The following is a 16,913-nucleotide window of genomic DNA, read 5'->3' as shown; positions in this document are numbered from 1 at the left end:
GGATCTCGTGATGGAACGGCGACGGTGCGGAACCGCCGCTGGGCGCGGTCGGCCCCGCCGAGGTCCTGCCACCGGGGGTGGCGGGAGCGTCGACGGGGTTCCGGGCGTGGAGGTGGTCGGGTCGGGGACGCGCGCGCCGGACCACGGCGGTCCGGCGGGCGGTCGGCGAGCGGATGGCGGTCGGGCCGGTCAGACGGTCCGGTCAGGCGCCGCGGCGCCCGCGGGCGAGCAGGTGCGCGTGGTCGGCGACGCGCCGGCCGAGGTGGGCGCCGGTCGCCAGGTCGGACTTGCTCATGGCGTCCGCGCCCTCGTCGCCGTTGGACTGCGCGGCGGCCCCCAGCCAGACCCCCAGCCGGTTGAGGTCGTCCTCCGTCTTGTGGCTGTAGTTCCAGCCGGGCATCAGGCCCAGACCGACCCAGTGCATGCCGTGCTGGGCGGCCAGCAGCGTGAAGTAGTGCAGCGTGTGGACCTTGTCCCCGCTCTTGGACGAGGAGTTGGTGAACCCGGCGGCGATCTTGCCCTCCCAGGCCTGCTCCACCCAGCGCTTGCCGGACTCGTAGGCGAAGGTGTGGAAGGCCGGGCTCGCGCTGCCCATGTAGGTGGGCGCCCCGAAGACGATGGCGTCGGCGGCGTCGAGGGCCGCCCAGTGGGAGTCCTCCATCCCGTCGACGGAGATCAGGTGCGTGGTGGTGCCCGGGACGTCGGCGGCCCCCTCCTCGACGTACTGGGCGAGCCTGGCCGTGTGCCCGAACCCGCTGTGGTAGACGACGGCGACCGAGACCGAGGTGCTGGTCATGAGTGGTGAGCTCCCTTTCGTGAGGGCCTGGGATCCGGCGCGGTGCTCGCCGCGGGATCCGTGCGGACCGGTCCACCCCGCACCGCCTCAGCGCGCGCGGAGGCGGACCCGCGTCCAGCATCCTCAACCGCGCGGTCCCGGCGAGCCGGTACTTCGAGCGGTTACACCTAGCCGAAAGAGGGACAGCCGACGGCGGACCGCCGGCCTTATGGTGGGTGTTATGGCACTGGAAGAGTGGGCCGATCCGGAGCACGCCCTGGCCTCGGTCATGACCGTGTTCGAGGCTCCCCTGAGTCAGACCCTTCCACGCTTGTCCGACGTCACGGACGAGCTCCTACCGCACCGTGCGGTGCTCATGCTCTCGGGCGACTGCGTCGCCTCGCCGCTGAGGTCGCACGGTGATCCCGCCCTGTGCGGGCCCGACGCCATGGCCGAGATGACGCGGCTGGCGGAGACGGTCGGGCTGAACAAGCCCTGGTTCGGCGAGGTCGACCTGGCCGGTGCCCGGCACCCCGCGGTGGCGGTCGCCGCGCGGCCCCGCCGTTCGGCCGGGTCGGTTCTGGCCCTGGTGCTCGACGAGGCGCCGGCGGAGGCCGACCCCCGGGGCATGGTCCTGCAACGGCTGTGGGAGCTGACCGCCGCGCACATCGCCGGGCTCAACGCCAAGGTGGAGCCCGCCTTCCTGTCGGAGCACCGCGTCGCCTCCGGTGAGCGCACACGCATCGCCACCGAGCTCTCCGACGCCCACGCCGCCCACCTCACCGCGCTGCTGAACGCTCTGCGCTCGCGCGACCTGCCCGACGCCCTGGCGCGGCGCACCGCCACCGACATCGCCGCCAACGCCCTGGTCGAACTCCGGGCGGCGAGCGAGCTGGAACTGAGCGAGCGCGAGGAGACCCTCGGGGAGGCCTTCGACCGGCTCGCCGACAAGCTGATCCTGTTCACCCGCCACAGCGACGTGGACCTGGAGCTCAGCACCCCCGAGCAGGCCGAGCTGCCGGTGCCGGCCGAGGTGGCCAACGCCGCCCGGGCGACCGTCCGCAGCGCCCTGCTCACCGTCCTCGAACAGCCCGGGGTGAGCCGGATCCGGGTCGCCTGGGAGGTCGGGGACGGATGCCTGTTGGTCTCCCTGCGCGATGACGGGCCGGGAACGCTCACCCCCGAGGCGCTCGGTGTGCACCGCCTGGCCGCGCGCCTGAGCACCGTCGAGGGGTCCCTCGATCTGGACTCGGTGCCCGGCTGGGGGAGCACACTGACCGCGCGGGTCCCCTTCGGCCCGCCGCGCAGCGCCGACGCCGACCCGCTGACGGCGCTCAACCCGCGGGAGGTCGACGTCCTGCACCAGCTGACGCTGGGCCGCCGCAACCGCCAGATCGCCCAGCACCTGCACATCAGCGAGCACACGGTCAAGTACCACGTCGCCAACATCCTCGACAAGCTCGGCGTGAGCTCACGCGGCGAGGCCGCCGCGGCCGCGCGGGGCTTCGGCCTCGTTCCGACGGCGAGGAACACCGCCTCCTGACCACCGGAAAAACATAACCGGAGTTCACGGAGTCGTCCGCCATTTGCTTTCTTAGAGCATGCAAAAAATGGCCCGGACGAGTATCGAAATGGTACTCGCCCGGGCCATTCTTGGTGCACTTGTCAAGCCGATGGCCAATGGTGGTCTACTACAAGAAGTAGTGTCGCCACCCTTGCGCCAAAGCGCCCTCACTGCAAGGCTTTTTGGCGCTGTGAGCAGTTATCGCATGCCCGGTGTGACACATTTTACAAAGGCTTGGCCCGTACGATTTCTACGGTTAGCCTCGGTCCGTAGGCTAAGAAAGTCGAGCCGACACGGGATTTCGGATTGCAGTACAGCGAAGTCTTCGGGGAGAAACTCGCAGTAACCAGACGGGCACGAAGAGCATAAAGGAACCGAACTCCACGGGGGAAGCCTTGCGATTCAACGTCCTCGGATCCATGGAAATCAACAAAGATGACAATAAGTCACTGCCCATCAACTCGTCGAAAACCGGCCAGGTAATCGCACTGCTCCTGGCCCGACGGCACGAGATCGTCAGTGCGGACACGTTGATCGAGGAACTCTGGGGGGAGTCTCCCCCGCGCAGCGCCATGACGACACTGCAGACCTACGTCTACCACGCGCGCAAGCTCTTCTCGCGGGAGTCCGTGGTCAGTGACGGGCGGGAGCTGCTCATCACGCGCTCGCCCGGCTACCTCATCCAGCTGGAGAAGCACGAAGTGGACGCCTGGGTGTTCGAGGAGACCGTGGAACACGGTCGCGCGCACCTGCGGTCCGGGCGGCCCGAACCCGCCGCCGCCCTCTTCCGCGAGGCGCTCCGGCTCTGGCGCGGACCGGCGTTCGCGAGCATCCAGCCCGGCAACGTCCTCCAGGCCCACGCCACCTACCTCGCCGAACTGCGCATCCGCGCCACGCACCTGCGCCTGCAGGCCGAACAGGCCATGGGGCAGTACGAGGACATCATTCCGGAGCTGCGCTCCCTCGTGATCTCCCACCCCCTCAACGAGTCCTTCCACGCGCAGCTCATCGACGCGCTGCACCGCTCCGGACGCCGGGCGGAGGCCCTGCACGCCTACCAGGAGCTGCGTGCCGTCCTGGACCGCGAGCTCGGGATCTCGCCCTCCCCCGAGGTCCAGCTCCTCCAGGTCGCGCTCCTGGACGAGGGGCGCCCCGCGGGCCGCCGGCCCCCGCACCACGCCGTGGGCGGAGCCCGGCCGCAGGCTCCCGCGCAACTGTGACCGGCCGGCCCGCCGACGCACCGGCCCGCACGGACCCGACCCGGCTCGCCCTGACCCTTCTACTGCTCGGCTCCACCCTGGGCGTGATGGCCGGATCGGTCATCACCCCGGTCCTGGAGGTCATCAGGCAGGACCTCGGCGTCTCCGGGACCCGCGCCGGACTCATCATCACCGCACACGGGCTGGCCATCGCGGTGGCCGGCCCGTTCGCCGGATGGCTGGTCGACCGCTGGGGCGTGCGCGTCCCGCTGGCGGCCGGCCTGGCCGTCTACGGACTCGCGGGCGGCAGCGGGCTGGTCACCGACACCTATCCGGCCCTGATCGCCGGGCGGGTGGTGTTCGGCGCCGGCGCCGCGGTCGTGTTCACCGCCACGACGGTCGCGCTGTTCAACCTCTACCGGGGCGCCGCGCGGGACCGTGTCATGGGGATGCGGTCGACCTTCACGTCACTCGGCGGGGTCGCGTGGCCGCTGCTGAGCGGGGCGGTCGGCGGGATCTCGTGGCACGCGCCGTTCGGCATCTACGTGATCGGCCTGCCGATGGCCCTGGCGGCTCTCGCGGTTCTGCCCCGCGCCCGGCCCGCGGCCCGGGGGCGGCCCGGAGACGGGAGGCGCGGGGACGGGGAGCGCGGGGACGGCGTCCGCGCGCTGTTTCGCGCCGGGCCGGCGCTGGCGGGACTGTACGGCCTCCAGCTCTTCGGCGCCGTCATCCTCTACAGCGTCGTGGTGTTCCTGCCCCAGCGGCTGTTCGAGGTCGGGGTGTCCCTGCCGATCCTGGTCGCCGTGTTCACCGCGTCCATCGGCGGGACGGCCAGTGTGCTCGGCCTGTTCTACGCCGCCGCGCGCAGGCGCCTGTCCTACGCCGCGCTGCTGCGGGCGGCGATGGCGGCGTGGGTGGCGGCGTTCCTCGTGCTGGGCCTGGCCGGGTCGCCCCTGTCCCTGTTCCCGGCGACCGTCCTGCTGGGCGTGGGCCATGGCATCGTGTTCCCGACGGTGACGACGATGGTCGGCGTGTCGGTCCCCGAGCGCCTGCGCGGCCGGGCGATGGCGCTGTGCGGCACGGCGACGTTCGTGGGGCAGTTCCTCTCGCCCCTGGCGGTGGGCCCGCTCGTGGACGCCACCGCCATCCCGACCGCCTACCTGACGGTGTCGGCCGTGACCGCGCTGCTGCTGGCCGTGCTGACCCTCTCCCGCGCCTACACGCGGTTCGCCCCCATGGACGGGGACGCGGACGCGGAAGGGGACGACGACGCGGGCGGGGCCGTGGCCCCGCACACCGCGCCGGTCACAGGAACGGACGCCACGGGGCCAGCACGATCTCGCTGAACTTGGCGGCGAACGGGCGCGCGCGCCACTCCTCCAGGGTGAGCTCGCGCGCGTTGCCCAGGTCGTTGCGGAAGACCTCCTCCAGGTGTTTGGCCACGCCCTCGTCGAACAGCTCCACGTTGATCTCGTAGTTGCCGGTCAGGCTCAGCCGGTCCACGTTGGCCGTACCGACCGTGCTCCAGTGGCCGTCCACCGTGGCCGTCTTGGCGTGGACCATGGCGTCCTCGTACAGCCACAGCCGCACCCCGCCCCGCAGGAGCGCGGTGTACTGGCCCCGCGCCATCCAGTCGGCCATGACGTGGTTGGACTCCTCCGGCACGAGGACGTTGACGTCCACCCCCCGCGCGGCGGCGTCGGTGAGTGCGCGCAGCAGCTCCCGGTCGGGGATGAAGTAGGCCATGGTGAACAGCACGCGGTCCCGGGCCCGGTCGATCGCCTCCAGGTACATCGCCCGGATGGGGTAGATGAGCTGTTCGGGGACGTTGCGGTGTACGCGCAGGCGGGAGTCCCACTCGGTGTGGCCGAACCCGGCCAGCTCGGGCCGACCCGGCGCGCGGTGCATGTTCCAGAAGTCGGAGAAGGCGTTCTCCAGCTCCCACACGCCCGGCCCGGTGACGCGCAGGTGGGTGTCGCGCCAGTCGGTGGCGTAGAGCGAGCCCACGTTGTACCCGCCGACGAACCCGGTCTCGCCGTCCACGCACAGGATCTTGCGGTGGTCGCGGCCGGACTTGCGGACGTTGAGCAGGAGCACGCCGGGCCGGAACGCCGGGTAGCGCAGGACGTGCACGCTCGGCGGGAACTCGAAGAAGCGGCGGGGCACGACCAGGTTGGCGAAGCCGTCGTAGATGACGTACACCTCCACGCCGCGCGCCGCGGCGTCGACGAGGGCCTGCTTGAATTCGCGGCCGACCCGGTCGCCCTTGACGATGAAGGACTCGAACAGGATCCGGCGGCGCGCTCCCCTGATCGCGGCGAGCATGTCGGTGTACACGTCCTCGCCGTAGGTGTACACGGTGGCGGTGCTCCCCCCGACCGGGAGTTCGGCCGGCAGGGTCCGCGGGAAGTCCACGCGGTGCTGGCGCACCCGCTTGCGCCAGTGGCCGATCGCCATGATGACGGCGGCCACCGCGACCTGCGCGGCCGCCATCCCCGCGATTCCCCATTTGATCGCTGACACGAGGGTGGAACGTCGCAAGATGGCCTCCCGAGGTGGGCGCCCGAAGAGTCGGGGCACACCCGACGCCGAAGGGCCGCCGCGTACCGGCACACGATGGACTCCCACCGTATCCCGGCGGCCCCCTCGGCCACCCGAACGCCCGCGACGTGTTCCACGCCGTGCCTGGTCACGGCGCCGACACGCCCGCCTAGACACGGCGCCGGCACACGAGGAGCTCCGTGGTCGGGCTCTCCCGGCGAGTGCGCACCAGACGGCGCTCCACCGGGTACAGGGCGGCGCCCGCCAGCCAGCCCGTGGCCCCGGTCAGGGCGGCCAGGCGCAGCACGCCGCCCCAGGTCTTGCGCCACGGCAGCGACGCGTCCACCTGGGCGTTCATCAGGACGAGCATGGGGACGCGGCGGACCAGGTCGAACCCGGCCTTGTTCGCGGTGCCCGCGATCCACTCCAGGGTGCGGTTCACCTGGTGCTCGCCGCGCTGCTCCGGGCGCTGGAGGCAGTTCTCGGACAGGACCAGCGTCCCTCCGGGGCGCAGGACCCGCGCGAACTCGCGCACAGCGCTCGCGTAGCGGTCGTCGTCGGTGATGTGGAAGAGCATGTCCATGCAGGACAGCGCGTCGAAGGAGGCGTCGTCGAAGGCGTCGAGGTCGGCCGCGTCCTGGCGGACGAACCGGTGGTCGGGGTAGCGCTCGCGCAGCCGCGCGACGGCGGCGTCGGTCATGTCGCAGCCGGTGATGTCAGCGGCCCCGAGCCGCTCCCACAGGCGCACGTAGAAGCCGGTGCCGCTGCCGACGTCCAGGACGCTGGAACCGGACAGGCCCAGACGCCCGGCCTCCCGGAGGAACACCTCCTCCCGGACCCGGTACATCCACGTGTTGAAGGGGCGCCCCAGGGCCCGGTAGCCGACGCCGCTCTCGGTCCAGTCCCGTTCGAGGCGGCGCTCCCAGAAGTCGCGGAGTTCGCTGTGCGTAGCCATGGGACCACCTTCACACCGCCGGGGCCGTGAATCCCGTCACCCGTCCGGTGTTTCGCCGACCGCTCCGCGGGTCAGACGGGGCGGTGCGCGACGATCCGGTCGAAGAACCCCAGGACGAGTCGGTCGTGGCGGTCGATCTTGAACCCGGTCCCGGTGACGATCTCCAGCGGTCGGCGCCGGGGGTGTTCCTTGCGCTGCTCGCGTCCGCGCAGCGGCCACCGGGTGTACTCGATGTGGTCGACCAGCGCCAGCCGCCCGCCGGGGCGGAGCACTCGCCACATCTCGGCCACGGCCGCGCGCTGGTCGGGGATGGTGCACAGGGCGAGCGCGCACACCACCGAGTCGAACTCGCCGTCGGCGAAGGGCAGGTCCTGGGCGTCCCCCTCCACGAAGGCGGCGTCGATCCCGACGGCCTCCGCCCGCTCCCGGGCCCGGGCGAGCATGCCGGGGCTCAGGTCCACCCCGGTCAGGTCGGTACCGGGCGGGTAGTAGGGCAGGTCGCGCCCGGTCCCGACCGCGATCTCCAGGACGCGGCCCCGTGCCCCGCCGCACAGCACCGCGCGGGTGCCGCCCAGCAGCCGGCGGTCGGCGCCCGCGCCCCGGTCGTAGCCGGCCGCCATCCGGTTCCAGTCGCTCCGTACGTTCGTGGTCCGCTCGTCCATGTCCGCCTCCGTAGGCCGTCCGTACCGGTCTCCTTGACCTCACGGCCAGTCTGGAAGTTAATGTCGACATGAAGTCAAGCGATGGCGAACTGACGATCGGCGAACTCGCGGCGGACTTCGGTCTGGCCACCCATGTGCTGCGGCACTGGGAGTCGGTGGGAGTGCTCCACCCGGCGCGGCGGGTGGGCGACCGGCGGCGCTACAACGACGAACACCGGTTCCGGGTGGCCCTGATTCTGCAGGCCAAGGCGGCGGGTCTGAGCCTGGAACAGATCCGCGAGGTGGTCGAGGCCCCCGACGGCACCGCCCGCCGGGACCGGCTCACGGCGTTCCTGGCGGAGCTGGACGAGCGGATCGAGCGGCTGCGGTCGGCGCGCGAACTCGTGGCGCACGCGGTCGGCTGCCCGCACGAGGACTTCCTCGCCTGCGCGCGGATGCGGGAGATCCTGCACGACTGCAGAATTCCGGGGAACGGGACGGCCGACGCGCACGTCTGTGTGCGCGAACCGTTCGGCGGCGACCGTGTCGTCCCCGACCGGTAGAACCGTGGTCGTCCGCCCCCTGTCGAGGAGCCCGTGTGCTGAACCATGACCACCTGACGGAGTTCGCCGGCCTGCCGGTCGTCGAGTTCCCCTCCCGGCAGAACGCCGGCAGCCCGCCGCCCGGGCTGCCCGCGGCGGCGGCCGACCCCGCCTCGGTCGCCTGGCGGCTGCGCGTCGACATGTGGCTCATGGACGAGGAGGAACCGTTCGAGGACTACTTCCACCGGTTCCTGGCCGAGGTGGACACCGGCCGGGTGGGCGCGCTGGTGGTCGGAGCCTGGGACTACGCCTTCGAGATGGTCCCGCCCACCGCCGTCCGCGACCTGCTCGTCGCCCACGCCGACCGGTTCCCGTCGCTGCGCGCCCTCTTCTTCGGCGACATCACCGACGAGGAGCTGCACATCTCCTGGATCGGTCAGGACGACATGTCGCCGCTGCTCAGCGCCTTCCCCAGGCTGACCGGCCTCACCGCCAGGGGCGGCCAGGACCTGCGCCTACACGTCGCCGAGCACGCGTGCCTGCGGCGTCTGTCCCTGGAGACCGGGGGCCTGGCGGCCGAGACCGCCCAGGGCGTGGTGACCTCGCGCCTTCCCGCGCTGGAGCACCTGGACCTGGTGTTGGGCATGCACACCTATGGCTGCGGGACCGGGCCCGACACCCTGGCCCCGCTCCTGTCCGGCCAGGTCCTCCCCCGCCTGCGCTCCCTCGGGCTGCGCTCCACCGAGGCGACCGACGCCTGGGTCCACGCCCTGGCCGACGCTCCGCTCCTGCCGCGGCTGCGCGTCCTCGACCTGTCGCTGGGCACGCTCACCGACCGGGGCGCGCGCGTGCTGCTGGACACCCCGGCCTTCTTCGGTCTGGAGCGCCTGGACCTGCACCACTCCTACCTGTCCGAGGGCGTGCGCGAGGAGCTGCGCACGGCCTTCGCCGCCTCCGGGACGGAGCTGGACCTGTCCCACCCGCAGAAGCTCGACGACCGGTTCGAGGGCGGCGAGGACAGGGAGGAGGGGGAGACCTGGGACGACTACCTCGCCGCCGTCCGCCCCTACTACCCCGCGGTCGGTGAGTGAGGAGGCCGCCCCGCGGGGACGGGTTCGTCCCCGCGGACTGCTAGAACAGGGTCCGCCCCACCCCTCAGGCCTGGAGAGCCGCCATGCCCAACAGAAGTGCCGCCACCGCGTTCGCCGGACTGCCGGTCGTGCCGTTCCCGGAGTCCGACACGTGGGAGGACGCCCCCGTACCGGCGGACGCCCTGGCTGACCCGGCGTCGGCGGCCTGGCTGCTGCGGATGGAGGAGCCGGAGGACTTCGAGGAGGCGGAACTGTCGGCCTACCTCGAACGGTTCGCGCGGTCGGTCGACCCCTCCTCGGTGCGGGCACTGGTCATCGGCAACATCGCGGACACGGACTACGAGTTCCAGGCGAGGACGGTCCGCGACCGGCTGACCGCCCTCGCCGATCGCATGCCGAACCTGCGGGCCCTGTTCTTCGGCGAGATCCTCCAGGAGGAGAACGAGCTGTCCTGGATCATCCAGGACGACCTCGCCCCGCTGTTCGCCGCGTTCCCCGGGCTCACCGAGTTCACCGTGCGCGGGACCGAGGGGCTGGCCCTGGCCATCGGCCGCCACGACCGCCTGCGCCGCCTCACCGTCGAGTCCGCCGGCCTGCCCGGCCGGGTCGTCCGCGAGATCGCCGCCTCGGACCTGCCCGCCCTGGAGCACCTGGAGCTGTGGCTCGGCACGGAGGACCACGGGAACGACACCACCGCCGACGACCTGGCGCCCGTCCTGTCGGGCGAGGCCTTCCCCGGCCTGCGCTCGCTGGGCCTGCGCAACACCGACGGGCTCGACGCGTGGATCCCGGCCCTGGCCGACGCCCCCGTCCTCGCGAAGTTGGACACGCTCGACCTGTCCCTGGGAACGCTCACGGACGAGGGCGCCCGCGTGCTCCTGGACACCCCCGCCTTCCGTCACCTCAGGCGGCTGGACCTGCACCACCACTTCCTGTCCGAGGGCATGGCGGCGCGGATGAGCGCGAGGTTCGCGGCCGCGGGGGCCGAGGTCGACGTTTCCGGCCGTGAGAAGCCGTACGTGGCGAACGGCCGGACCCACTACTTCCCGGCGGTCGGGGAGTGAGCGCGGCGCACCGGCCGCTGGCCGTCGTGGGCGTCCCCGGGCACCGCCGCCTGGAACTGTTCACCGCCGCCGCCCGGGACACCGGGCGGGCCGACCCGGTCGTGGTCCCCTGGCGCGACCTGGCGGTCGGACCCGTGGACCTGCCCGCGAACGCCCTGGTCCGGGTCGACTCCCCGGGCGAGGACGCCGAGACCGCGCGGCTGCTGCGCGGTCTGCCGCACGCACCCGACCTCTACCGGGCGGAGGGCACCGCGGCGCAGCACGCCGGGTTCCGGGCGGCCCTGGACCGGCTGGCCGACGCGGTCGCCGCCGCCCCCGGCGCCCACCTGCTCCAGGAGCCCGCCGACCTCGTCGACATGTGCGACAAGCGCCGCTGCCACGCGCGGCTGGCGGCGGCCGGGGTACCGGTCGCCCCCGCCCTGGAGGGACCGGTCACCGGGTACGCGTCGTTGCGCACGGCGATGGCCGAGCGCGGCTGGTCCCGCGTGTTCGTCAAGCCCGCGCACGGCTCGTCCGCCTCCGGGGTGATCGCGCTGGCGACCGCGCCCGGCGGGCGGATCAGGGCGGTCACCTCGGCCGACCTCGTGCGCTCCGACGACGGCTCGGTGGCCCTGTACAACAGCCTGCGGCTGCGCACCTACACCACCGAGGAGGACGTGGCGACGGTCGTGGACGCGCTGGCCCCCGACGGCCTGCACGTGGAGCGATGGGTGCCCAAGGCCGGGTTCGACGGCGCTGTGGTGGACCTGCGGGTGCTGGTGGTCGCGGGCCGTGCCACCCACACCGTGGTGCGGTCCTCGCGCTCGCCCATGACCAACCTGCACCTGGGCAACGCCCGCGGCGACCTGGACGGGCTGCGCGAGGCCATGGGGCCGCACGCCTGGAGCGCGGCGACGGCGGTCGCCGAGGCCGCCGGGGCGTGCTTCCCCCGGACGCTGCACGCGGGTGTGGACCTGCTCGTCTCCCCCGGCTGGTCCGCGTTCACCGTGTGCGAGGTCAACGCCTTCGGCGACCTGCTCCCCCGCGTGCTGCACGAGGGCCGCGACACCTACGCCGAACAGCTGCGCGCCCTGGACGACGGCCGCTTCCCCCTTCCCGCCCCCGCCCCGACCGCCTGACCACGCCGAGAGAACCGATGCACACCGCCACCACAGCCGAACTCGACATGAACACCGTGGTGGGCACGCACGACATCCTGCTGCTCACCCTGGACACCCTGCGCTTCGACACCGCCGACGCGCTCGCCGAGGCCGGCCGCACGCCGCACCTGGCCGGGCTGCTGACCGGCGGGCGGTGGGAGCGCAGGCACGCCCCGGCCAGCTTCACCTACGCCTCCCACCTGGCGATGCTCGCCGGCTTCCTGCCCACGCCCGCCGCTCCGGGACCGCATCCGCGCCTGTTCGCGGCCGACTTCCCCGGCAGCGCGTCCACGGCGCCGACCACCTGGACCTTCGACGCCCCCGACCTCGCCACCGGGCTGGCCGAGGCCGGATACCACACGGCGTGCGTCGGGGGCACGGGCTTCTTCAACCGGCGGTCGGCGCTGGGGTCGGTCCTGCCGGACCTGTTCCTGGAGAGCCACTGGGAGGAGGCGTTCGGCGTCACCGACCCGCACTCGTTCGAGAACCAGGTGGCGCGGGCGGTCCGGATCGCCACCGGGCGGCCCGTGGACCGTCCGCTGTTCCTGCTGCTCAACGTGGCCGCCTTGCACCAGCCCAACTGGTTCCACCTGCCCGGGGCGGTCCCCGAGGACGGCGACTCCCCCGCCACCCACGCCGCCGCCCTGGAGTACGTCGACCGCCACCTGCCGCCGCTGCTGGAGGCGATGACCGCCCGCCGCCCGTGTCTGGCGATCGTCTGCTCGGACCACGGGACCGCCTACGGCGAGGACGGCTACACCGGCCACCGGATCGGCCACGAGACCGTCTGGACGGTCCCCTACACCCACACGGTGCTGCCCCAGGGCCACACCGTCCGAAAGGAGACCCCGTGACGGCCGTGATCACCCCGCGCCCGGAACCGGTGCGCCCGGACTCGCCGTACCAGTCGTACGTGTACGCCTATCCGCACAAGAGCGCCTATCGCCCCTTCCCCGACCCGCCCGCGCTGTCCGAGGTGTGGCGGGGCGAGGACGTCGGCGCGCTCTCGCTGTACACGCACATCCCGTTCTGCGAGATGCGGTGCGGGTTCTGCAACCTCTTCACCCGGTCGACGCCCCCGGCCGAGCAGGTGAGCGCCTACCTGGACGCCTTGGAGCGGCAGGCCGACGCGGTGGCCGCGTCGCTGCCGGACGGGGCGGCGTTCGCCCGCGCCGCCCTGGGCGGCGGCACGCCCACCTACCTCACCGCCGACGAGCTGGTCCGGGTCTACGACCTCACCGAACGCGCCTTGGGCGTGGACCTGGCGACGGTCCCGGTGTCGGTGGAGACCTCACCCGCCACCGCCACCCCCGACCGGCTGGCGGTCCTGGCCGAGCGCGGCGCCACCCGGCTCAGCATCGGAGTGCAGAGCTTCCTCGACTCCGAGGCGCACGCGGCGGGCCGTCCGCAAAGGCGCGCCGAGGTCGACCGCGCCCTGGCCGCGATCCGCGAGCACACCCGGGCCGACCTCAACATCGACCTCATCTACGGCATCGACCGGCAGGACGCGCGGACCTGGGCGTACTCACTGGACACCGCGCTGGAGTGGGAGCCGGAGGAGGTCTACCTGTACCCGCTCTACGTCCGCCCGCTCACCGGGCTGGGGCGCCGCGCCCGCGACTGGGACGACCACCGGCTGGACCTGTACCGGCAGGGCCGCGACCACCTGCGCGAGCGCGGCTACGAGCAGGTGTCCATGCGGATGTTCCGCCGCGCCGACGCCCCGGAGGCGAGCGGTCCCGACTACTGCTGCCAGACCGACGGCATGGTCGGCCTGGGCTGCGGGGCGCGATCCTACACCTCCACCACGCACTACTCGTTCGACTACGCCGTGGGCGTGGGGCAGGTGCGGTCGATCATCGCCGACTTCACCGGCCGCGACGGGGCCGGGCTCTCCCGCGCCGAGGTGGGGTTCCGCCTCGACGGGGACGAGCGGCGCCGGCGCCACGTGCTCCAGTCGCTGCTGCGGACGGAGGGGCTGGACGCCGCCGCCTACGCCGACCGGTTCGGCGCGCGGCCCGAGGCGGACTTCCCCGACGCGTTCGCGGCGCTGGCCGGACGCGGCTGGCTGGCGCGGGAGGAGGGCGCGGCGCGGGTGCGGCTGACCGAGGAGGGGCTCGCGCACTCCGACGCGATCGGCCCGCTGTTCTTCTCCCCGGACGTGGTCGCCCTCATGGCCGACTACGAGGCCCGGTGAACGCGGCGGACGCGGCGGGCGCGGCGGACGCGGCGGGCGCGGCGGGCGCGCCCGGTTCGGCGCCTCCCGCCCGGGGACTGCCGTCGCACCTGACCCTGCTCTACCGGGGGCCGCTGGCCAGCTGCGACTACGACTGCCCGTACTGCCCCTTCGCCAAGCGCCGGGACCGGCCGGAGACCCTGCGCGCGGACCGGGCGGCGCTGGAGCGCTTCACGGACTGGGTCGCCGACCGGGAACGGGAGCACCCCGGCACCCGGATCTCGGTGCTGTTCACGCCGTGGGGCGAGGGGCTGGTCCGGTCCTGGTACCGCACGGCGATGGTCCGGCTCAGCCGCCTGCCGCACGTGGAGCGGGTGGCGATCCAGACCAACCTGAGCGGGCGCGTGGAATGGCTCGCCGGCTGCGACCTCGACACCGCCGCCCTGTGGACCACCTACCACCCCGGCGAGGTCACCCACGAGCGGTTCCTGGCCAAGGCCCGGCGCCTGGTCGAACTGGGGGTGCGGTTCAGCGTCGGCGTGGTGGGCGAGCCGGACCACCTGGAGGCGGCCCGGCGGATGCGCGCCGCGCTGCCCGAGGGGGTGTACCTGTGGGTCAACGCGGCCGAGGGCCGGGCCTACACCGACGCCGAGGCCGCCGCGTGGCAGGGACTCGACCCGCACTTCCACTACAGCCGCCACCCGCACGCCAGCCGTGGCCTGCCCTGCCGGACCGGGGACAGTGTGCTGTCGGTGGACGGGGACGGGAACGTGCGCCGCTGCCACTTCGTGGACGCGCCGCTGGGGAACCTGTACGACGGGTCGTTCCTGCGCCGGATCGGACCGCGCGCGTGCCCGCTGGCCTCGTGCGACTGCCACATCGGCTACGTGCACCTGGAGTCGCTGGACCTGTACGACGTCTTCCGGGGCGGCGTGGTCGAGCGGGTGCCCGCCGAGTTCGGGCGCCCGCCGTTCGGTCTCCTCCCGGCCTGAGGACGGCCCCGGCTCAGGTTCCCGCGGTCGCTTGCTCGCGCGGACGTCCCCGGAAGACCTCGCGCCGGTGCCAGGCGATGTGGTCGGCCTCGACCGGCGCGTACCCCGGCTGGGGGTCGTGGGAGCGGCGCCCGGCCAGGGCGTGCACGACCTGCTCGGCGCCGGCCGAACGGCCCACGAACCGGGTGGAGACGGTGACGGCGCGGTCGTCGGTCAGGCCCAGCACGCCCCGGTCGAAGAGCCGGTGGTGGATCGAGCACAGGCACAAGCCGTTGCCCGGGTCGTCGGGCCCGCCGAGCGCCCACCACCGCACGTGCGCCGCCTCCAGGCCGACCGTGAGGCCGTCGATCCAGCCCTCGAAGCCGCAGAACGCGCAGCGGTGCTCGTAGGCGGTCAGCACCTCGTCCCGGAACCCGGGATCGCGCCGCGCGCCGGCCGGCCGGAGGTCGGACCCTGGCTCCGCGTCGGCGTCCAGGGCCAGCCCGGCCAGCAGCCGGATGTCGTCGTGCAGGGACGGCGCGAAGTTGGCGTCGAGCAGGTGGCGGGCGATGCGGTCCAGCAGCCCGGGTTCGGTGTCCAGTGCCCGGAGCAGGTCGGGGCTCAGGGCGCCGCGCGCGTTCGTGCGGCGCAGCGCGGTCGGGCTCGCGTCGGATGTCCCCTCGCCCTCAGCGGTCGTGACCGTCCAGAACCCGTCCGTGGCCAGGTGGTGGAAGGGATAGGCGGGCGTGGTCCGCCGGGGCGGCCCGAACTCCCGGAGGAGCCGGGACAGGTGCTGCTCCGCCTCCGCGTACTCGATCGGCCGCGCACCGTGCCGCTGGTGGTGGCCGAGTGCGTACAGGAGCAGGAGAGGTTTGTGGCGCGCGGTAGCCGTTCTGCCCCCAGCGCCTGACGGAGGCGATCCGGTCGAGCCAGTCCATGGCCGGGAGCCTACGGCCCGCCGCCGGCGCTGTCCCCGGCGGCCGTCATAATCCGAGACATGGTCTTTCCCCGGGTCATCGCGACCGATCTCGACGGCACCCTCCTCCGCTCCGACGGCTCCCTCTCCGCCCGCACCCGCCACGCCCTCGGCCTCGCGGTCGAGGCCGGGGCCCGCGTGGTGGTCGCCACCGCCCGCCCGCGACGCGCCACCGACATCGTCTCCGACCAGCTCGACTGCGGCGCCGTGGTCTGGAGCAACGGGTCCCACTACCGGGCCGCCGGCGGTGAGGACCGCTTCCGCGCGATCGGCGCCGTGACCGCCCGTACCGTCATCGAGAAGCTCGGGCAGGCGCTGCCCACGCCGGGGTTCGGCGTGGAGACGGGCGCGGCGTTCTTCCACGAGCCCGCCTACCTCCCCGGGCCGATGTCCGTCGCCTGGGACCGCGAGATCGTCTACTCCACGGAGGAGCTGGTCGACCGGGCCACACCGGTCGCCAAGCTCGTGGTCCGCTCCCCCGACGAACCCGTCCACCTCATGCACGCGGCCGCCCTCACGGCGGTCGGCCCCCTGGTGGAGGTGACCTACTCCGGCGCGCACAGCCTGCTGGAGCTGAGCGCCCCCGGGGTGACCAAGGGCAGCACGCTGGCGCTGCTGTGCGAGGAATGGGGAGTGACGGCCGAGGAGGTCGTGGCGTTCGGCGACATGCCCAACGACCTGCCCGCCCTCACCTGGGCCGGACGGGGCTACGCGATGGCCGGCGGCCACCCCGGCCTGCTCGACCCCGCCCTCGGCCTCCACCGCGCCCCCTCCAACCAGGACGACGGCGTGGCCCAGGTGGTCGAACGCCTCCTCACCGACCTCTGAGTTTCTTGGGGGCTGCGGCTGTGCTTTTCTGGGGCCTCCGCCTGTGTTTTTTGGGGCCTCCGCCTGTGCTTTTCTGGGGCCTCCGCTCGTTCCTCGCTTTGGCCCGTGCTCGGGGCGCTGGGAGGCCAGTGTTCTTCGTCGTCGACTTGCCTTGCTCGCAAGCTCGCTGCGGCCCCGTCTCCTCCTGCAGAACACTGGCGCGCCCCGAGCCAACCCCCCAGCGGTCCCCACACCTGTAGAGGCTTCAACCCCCCTGTGGTGACCGTGAGCGGAACCGGCCACGCCCAACCCCCTGCGGCCCCGGAGGTGCGCATGCACGCGTTCAACCCCCTGGGCCTCAGGTCCAGCGGGTTGAAGCGGTACGAAAGCGGCCTACCTCGACCCGAGGGGGTGAGAGGTACGCGGTTCCGCCTGCGGGACCCAGGGGGGTTGATCGGGCCAAAGCGAGGAA

Annotated in this window: 15 protein-coding genes and 1 pseudogene; 11 read left to right on the top strand and 5 right to left on the bottom strand. The window is 73.0% G+C overall.

The genetic code is table 11. The annotated features are described in order from the left end of the window. Positions 1-202 precede the first annotated feature (202 nt). Positions 203-796 (bottom strand): flavodoxin family protein, encoded by a 594-nt coding sequence (locus tag HNR10_RS19945; protein ID WP_179825811.1) that lies wholly within the window; start codon positions 794-796, stop codon positions 203-205. A gap of 220 nt (positions 797-1,016) precedes the next feature. Between HNR10_RS19945 and HNR10_RS31330 the strand changes: the two genes are divergently transcribed. The 3 genes from HNR10_RS31330 to HNR10_RS19930 all read left to right on the top strand — a co-directional run bounded on the left by HNR10_RS31330 (position 1,017) and on the right by HNR10_RS19930 (position 4,884). Next, positions 1,017-2,318: a helix-turn-helix transcriptional regulator gene (locus tag HNR10_RS31330; RefSeq protein ID WP_179825809.1), complete on the top strand. Its 1,302-nt coding sequence runs from the start codon at positions 1,017-1,019 to the stop codon at positions 2,316-2,318. 440 nt (positions 2,319-2,758) lie between these two features. After that, positions 2,759-3,559, top strand: a complete 801-nt coding sequence (locus HNR10_RS19935; protein WP_218897881.1) for an AfsR/SARP family transcriptional regulator — start codon at positions 2,759-2,761, stop codon at positions 3,557-3,559. Further along, positions 3,556-4,884, top strand: a complete 1,329-nt coding sequence (locus HNR10_RS19930) for an MFS transporter (RefSeq protein WP_312889353.1) — start codon at positions 3,556-3,558, stop codon at positions 4,882-4,884. The genes HNR10_RS19935 and HNR10_RS19930 overlap by 4 nt, the downstream gene beginning before the upstream one ends. On the opposite strand, the gene HNR10_RS19925 is transcribed toward HNR10_RS19930, so the two are convergent. The 3 genes from HNR10_RS19925 to HNR10_RS19915 form a co-directional block, all read right to left on the bottom strand. Next, positions 4,844-6,082 (bottom strand): phospholipase D-like domain-containing protein, encoded by a 1,239-nt coding sequence (locus HNR10_RS19925; protein ID WP_312889508.1) that lies wholly within the window; start codon positions 6,080-6,082, stop codon positions 4,844-4,846. The genes HNR10_RS19930 and HNR10_RS19925 overlap by 41 nt on opposite strands. A gap of 166 nt (positions 6,083-6,248) precedes the next feature. Further along, complete coding sequence (locus HNR10_RS19920; RefSeq protein WP_179825804.1) at positions 6,249-7,034, bottom strand: class I SAM-dependent methyltransferase; 786 nt, start codon at positions 7,032-7,034, stop codon at positions 6,249-6,251. Between the two features lie 71 nt (positions 7,035-7,105). Then, the gene (locus HNR10_RS19915) at positions 7,106-7,696 is read right to left on the bottom strand and encodes a class I SAM-dependent methyltransferase (protein WP_179825802.1); all 591 of its coding nucleotides are present in this window, start codon (positions 7,694-7,696) and stop codon (positions 7,106-7,108) included. A gap of 68 nt (positions 7,697-7,764) precedes the next feature. Here HNR10_RS19915 and HNR10_RS19910 point away from each other — a divergent pair, with 68 nt between their 5' ends. The 7 genes from HNR10_RS19910 to HNR10_RS19880 all read left to right on the top strand — a co-directional run bounded on the left by HNR10_RS19910 (position 7,765) and on the right by HNR10_RS19880 (position 14,679). After that, a complete protein-coding gene (locus tag HNR10_RS19910; RefSeq protein ID WP_179825800.1) occupies positions 7,765-8,238 on the top strand; it encodes a MerR family transcriptional regulator in 474 nt (157 codons plus the stop codon). A 35-nt stretch (positions 8,239-8,273) separates the two neighbouring features. Next, positions 8,274-9,308: an STM4015 family protein gene (locus HNR10_RS19905; RefSeq protein WP_179825798.1), complete on the top strand. Its 1,035-nt coding sequence runs from the start codon at positions 8,274-8,276 to the stop codon at positions 9,306-9,308. An 83-nt stretch (positions 9,309-9,391) separates the two neighbouring features. Then, positions 9,392-10,372 (top strand): STM4015 family protein, encoded by a 981-nt coding sequence (locus tag HNR10_RS19900; protein ID WP_179825796.1) that lies wholly within the window; start codon positions 9,392-9,394, stop codon positions 10,370-10,372. Continuing rightward, complete coding sequence (locus HNR10_RS19895) at positions 10,369-11,490, top strand: STM4014 family protein (protein ID WP_179825794.1); 1,122 nt, start codon at positions 10,369-10,371, stop codon at positions 11,488-11,490. Before HNR10_RS19900 ends, HNR10_RS19895 begins: the two co-directional genes overlap by 4 nt. A 47-nt stretch (positions 11,491-11,537) precedes the next feature. Beyond that, entirely contained in the window at positions 11,538-12,365 is an 828-nt protein-coding gene (locus HNR10_RS19890) for an STM4013/SEN3800 family hydrolase (protein WP_179829837.1), read from the top strand. After that, on the top strand, positions 12,362-13,708 hold the full coding sequence (locus HNR10_RS19885) for an STM4012 family radical SAM protein (RefSeq protein ID WP_179825792.1): 1,347 nt from the start codon (positions 12,362-12,364) through the stop codon (positions 13,706-13,708). Before HNR10_RS19890 ends, HNR10_RS19885 begins: the two co-directional genes overlap by 4 nt. A gap of 77 nt (positions 13,709-13,785) precedes the next feature. Beyond that, positions 13,786-14,679 carry an STM4011 family radical SAM protein gene (locus HNR10_RS19880; RefSeq protein WP_218898802.1) on the top strand — a complete coding sequence of 298 codons (894 nt, stop codon included), beginning with the start codon at positions 13,786-13,788 and terminating at the stop codon, positions 14,677-14,679. 13 nt (positions 14,680-14,692) lie between these two features. Here HNR10_RS19880 and HNR10_RS19875 read toward each other — a convergent pair. Further along, positions 14,693-15,596: pseudogene (locus tag HNR10_RS19875) on the bottom strand (phosphorothioated DNA-binding restriction endonuclease). Between the two features lie 59 nt (positions 15,597-15,655). On the opposite strand from HNR10_RS19875, the gene HNR10_RS19870 reads away from it, so the two are divergent. Further along, positions 15,656-16,462, top strand: a complete 807-nt coding sequence (locus tag HNR10_RS19870) for an HAD family hydrolase (RefSeq protein WP_179825788.1) — start codon at positions 15,656-15,658, stop codon at positions 16,460-16,462. The last annotated feature ends 451 nt before the right edge of the window (positions 16,463-16,913 follow it).

The sequence above is a fragment of the Nocardiopsis aegyptia genome, from assembly GCF_013410755.1.
Taxonomy (GTDB): Bacteria; Actinomycetota; Actinomycetes; order Streptosporangiales; family Streptosporangiaceae; genus Nocardiopsis; species Nocardiopsis aegyptia.
The sequence above is the reverse complement of the archived record's forward strand: the minus strand, read 5'-3'. Positions and strand labels throughout refer to the sequence as shown.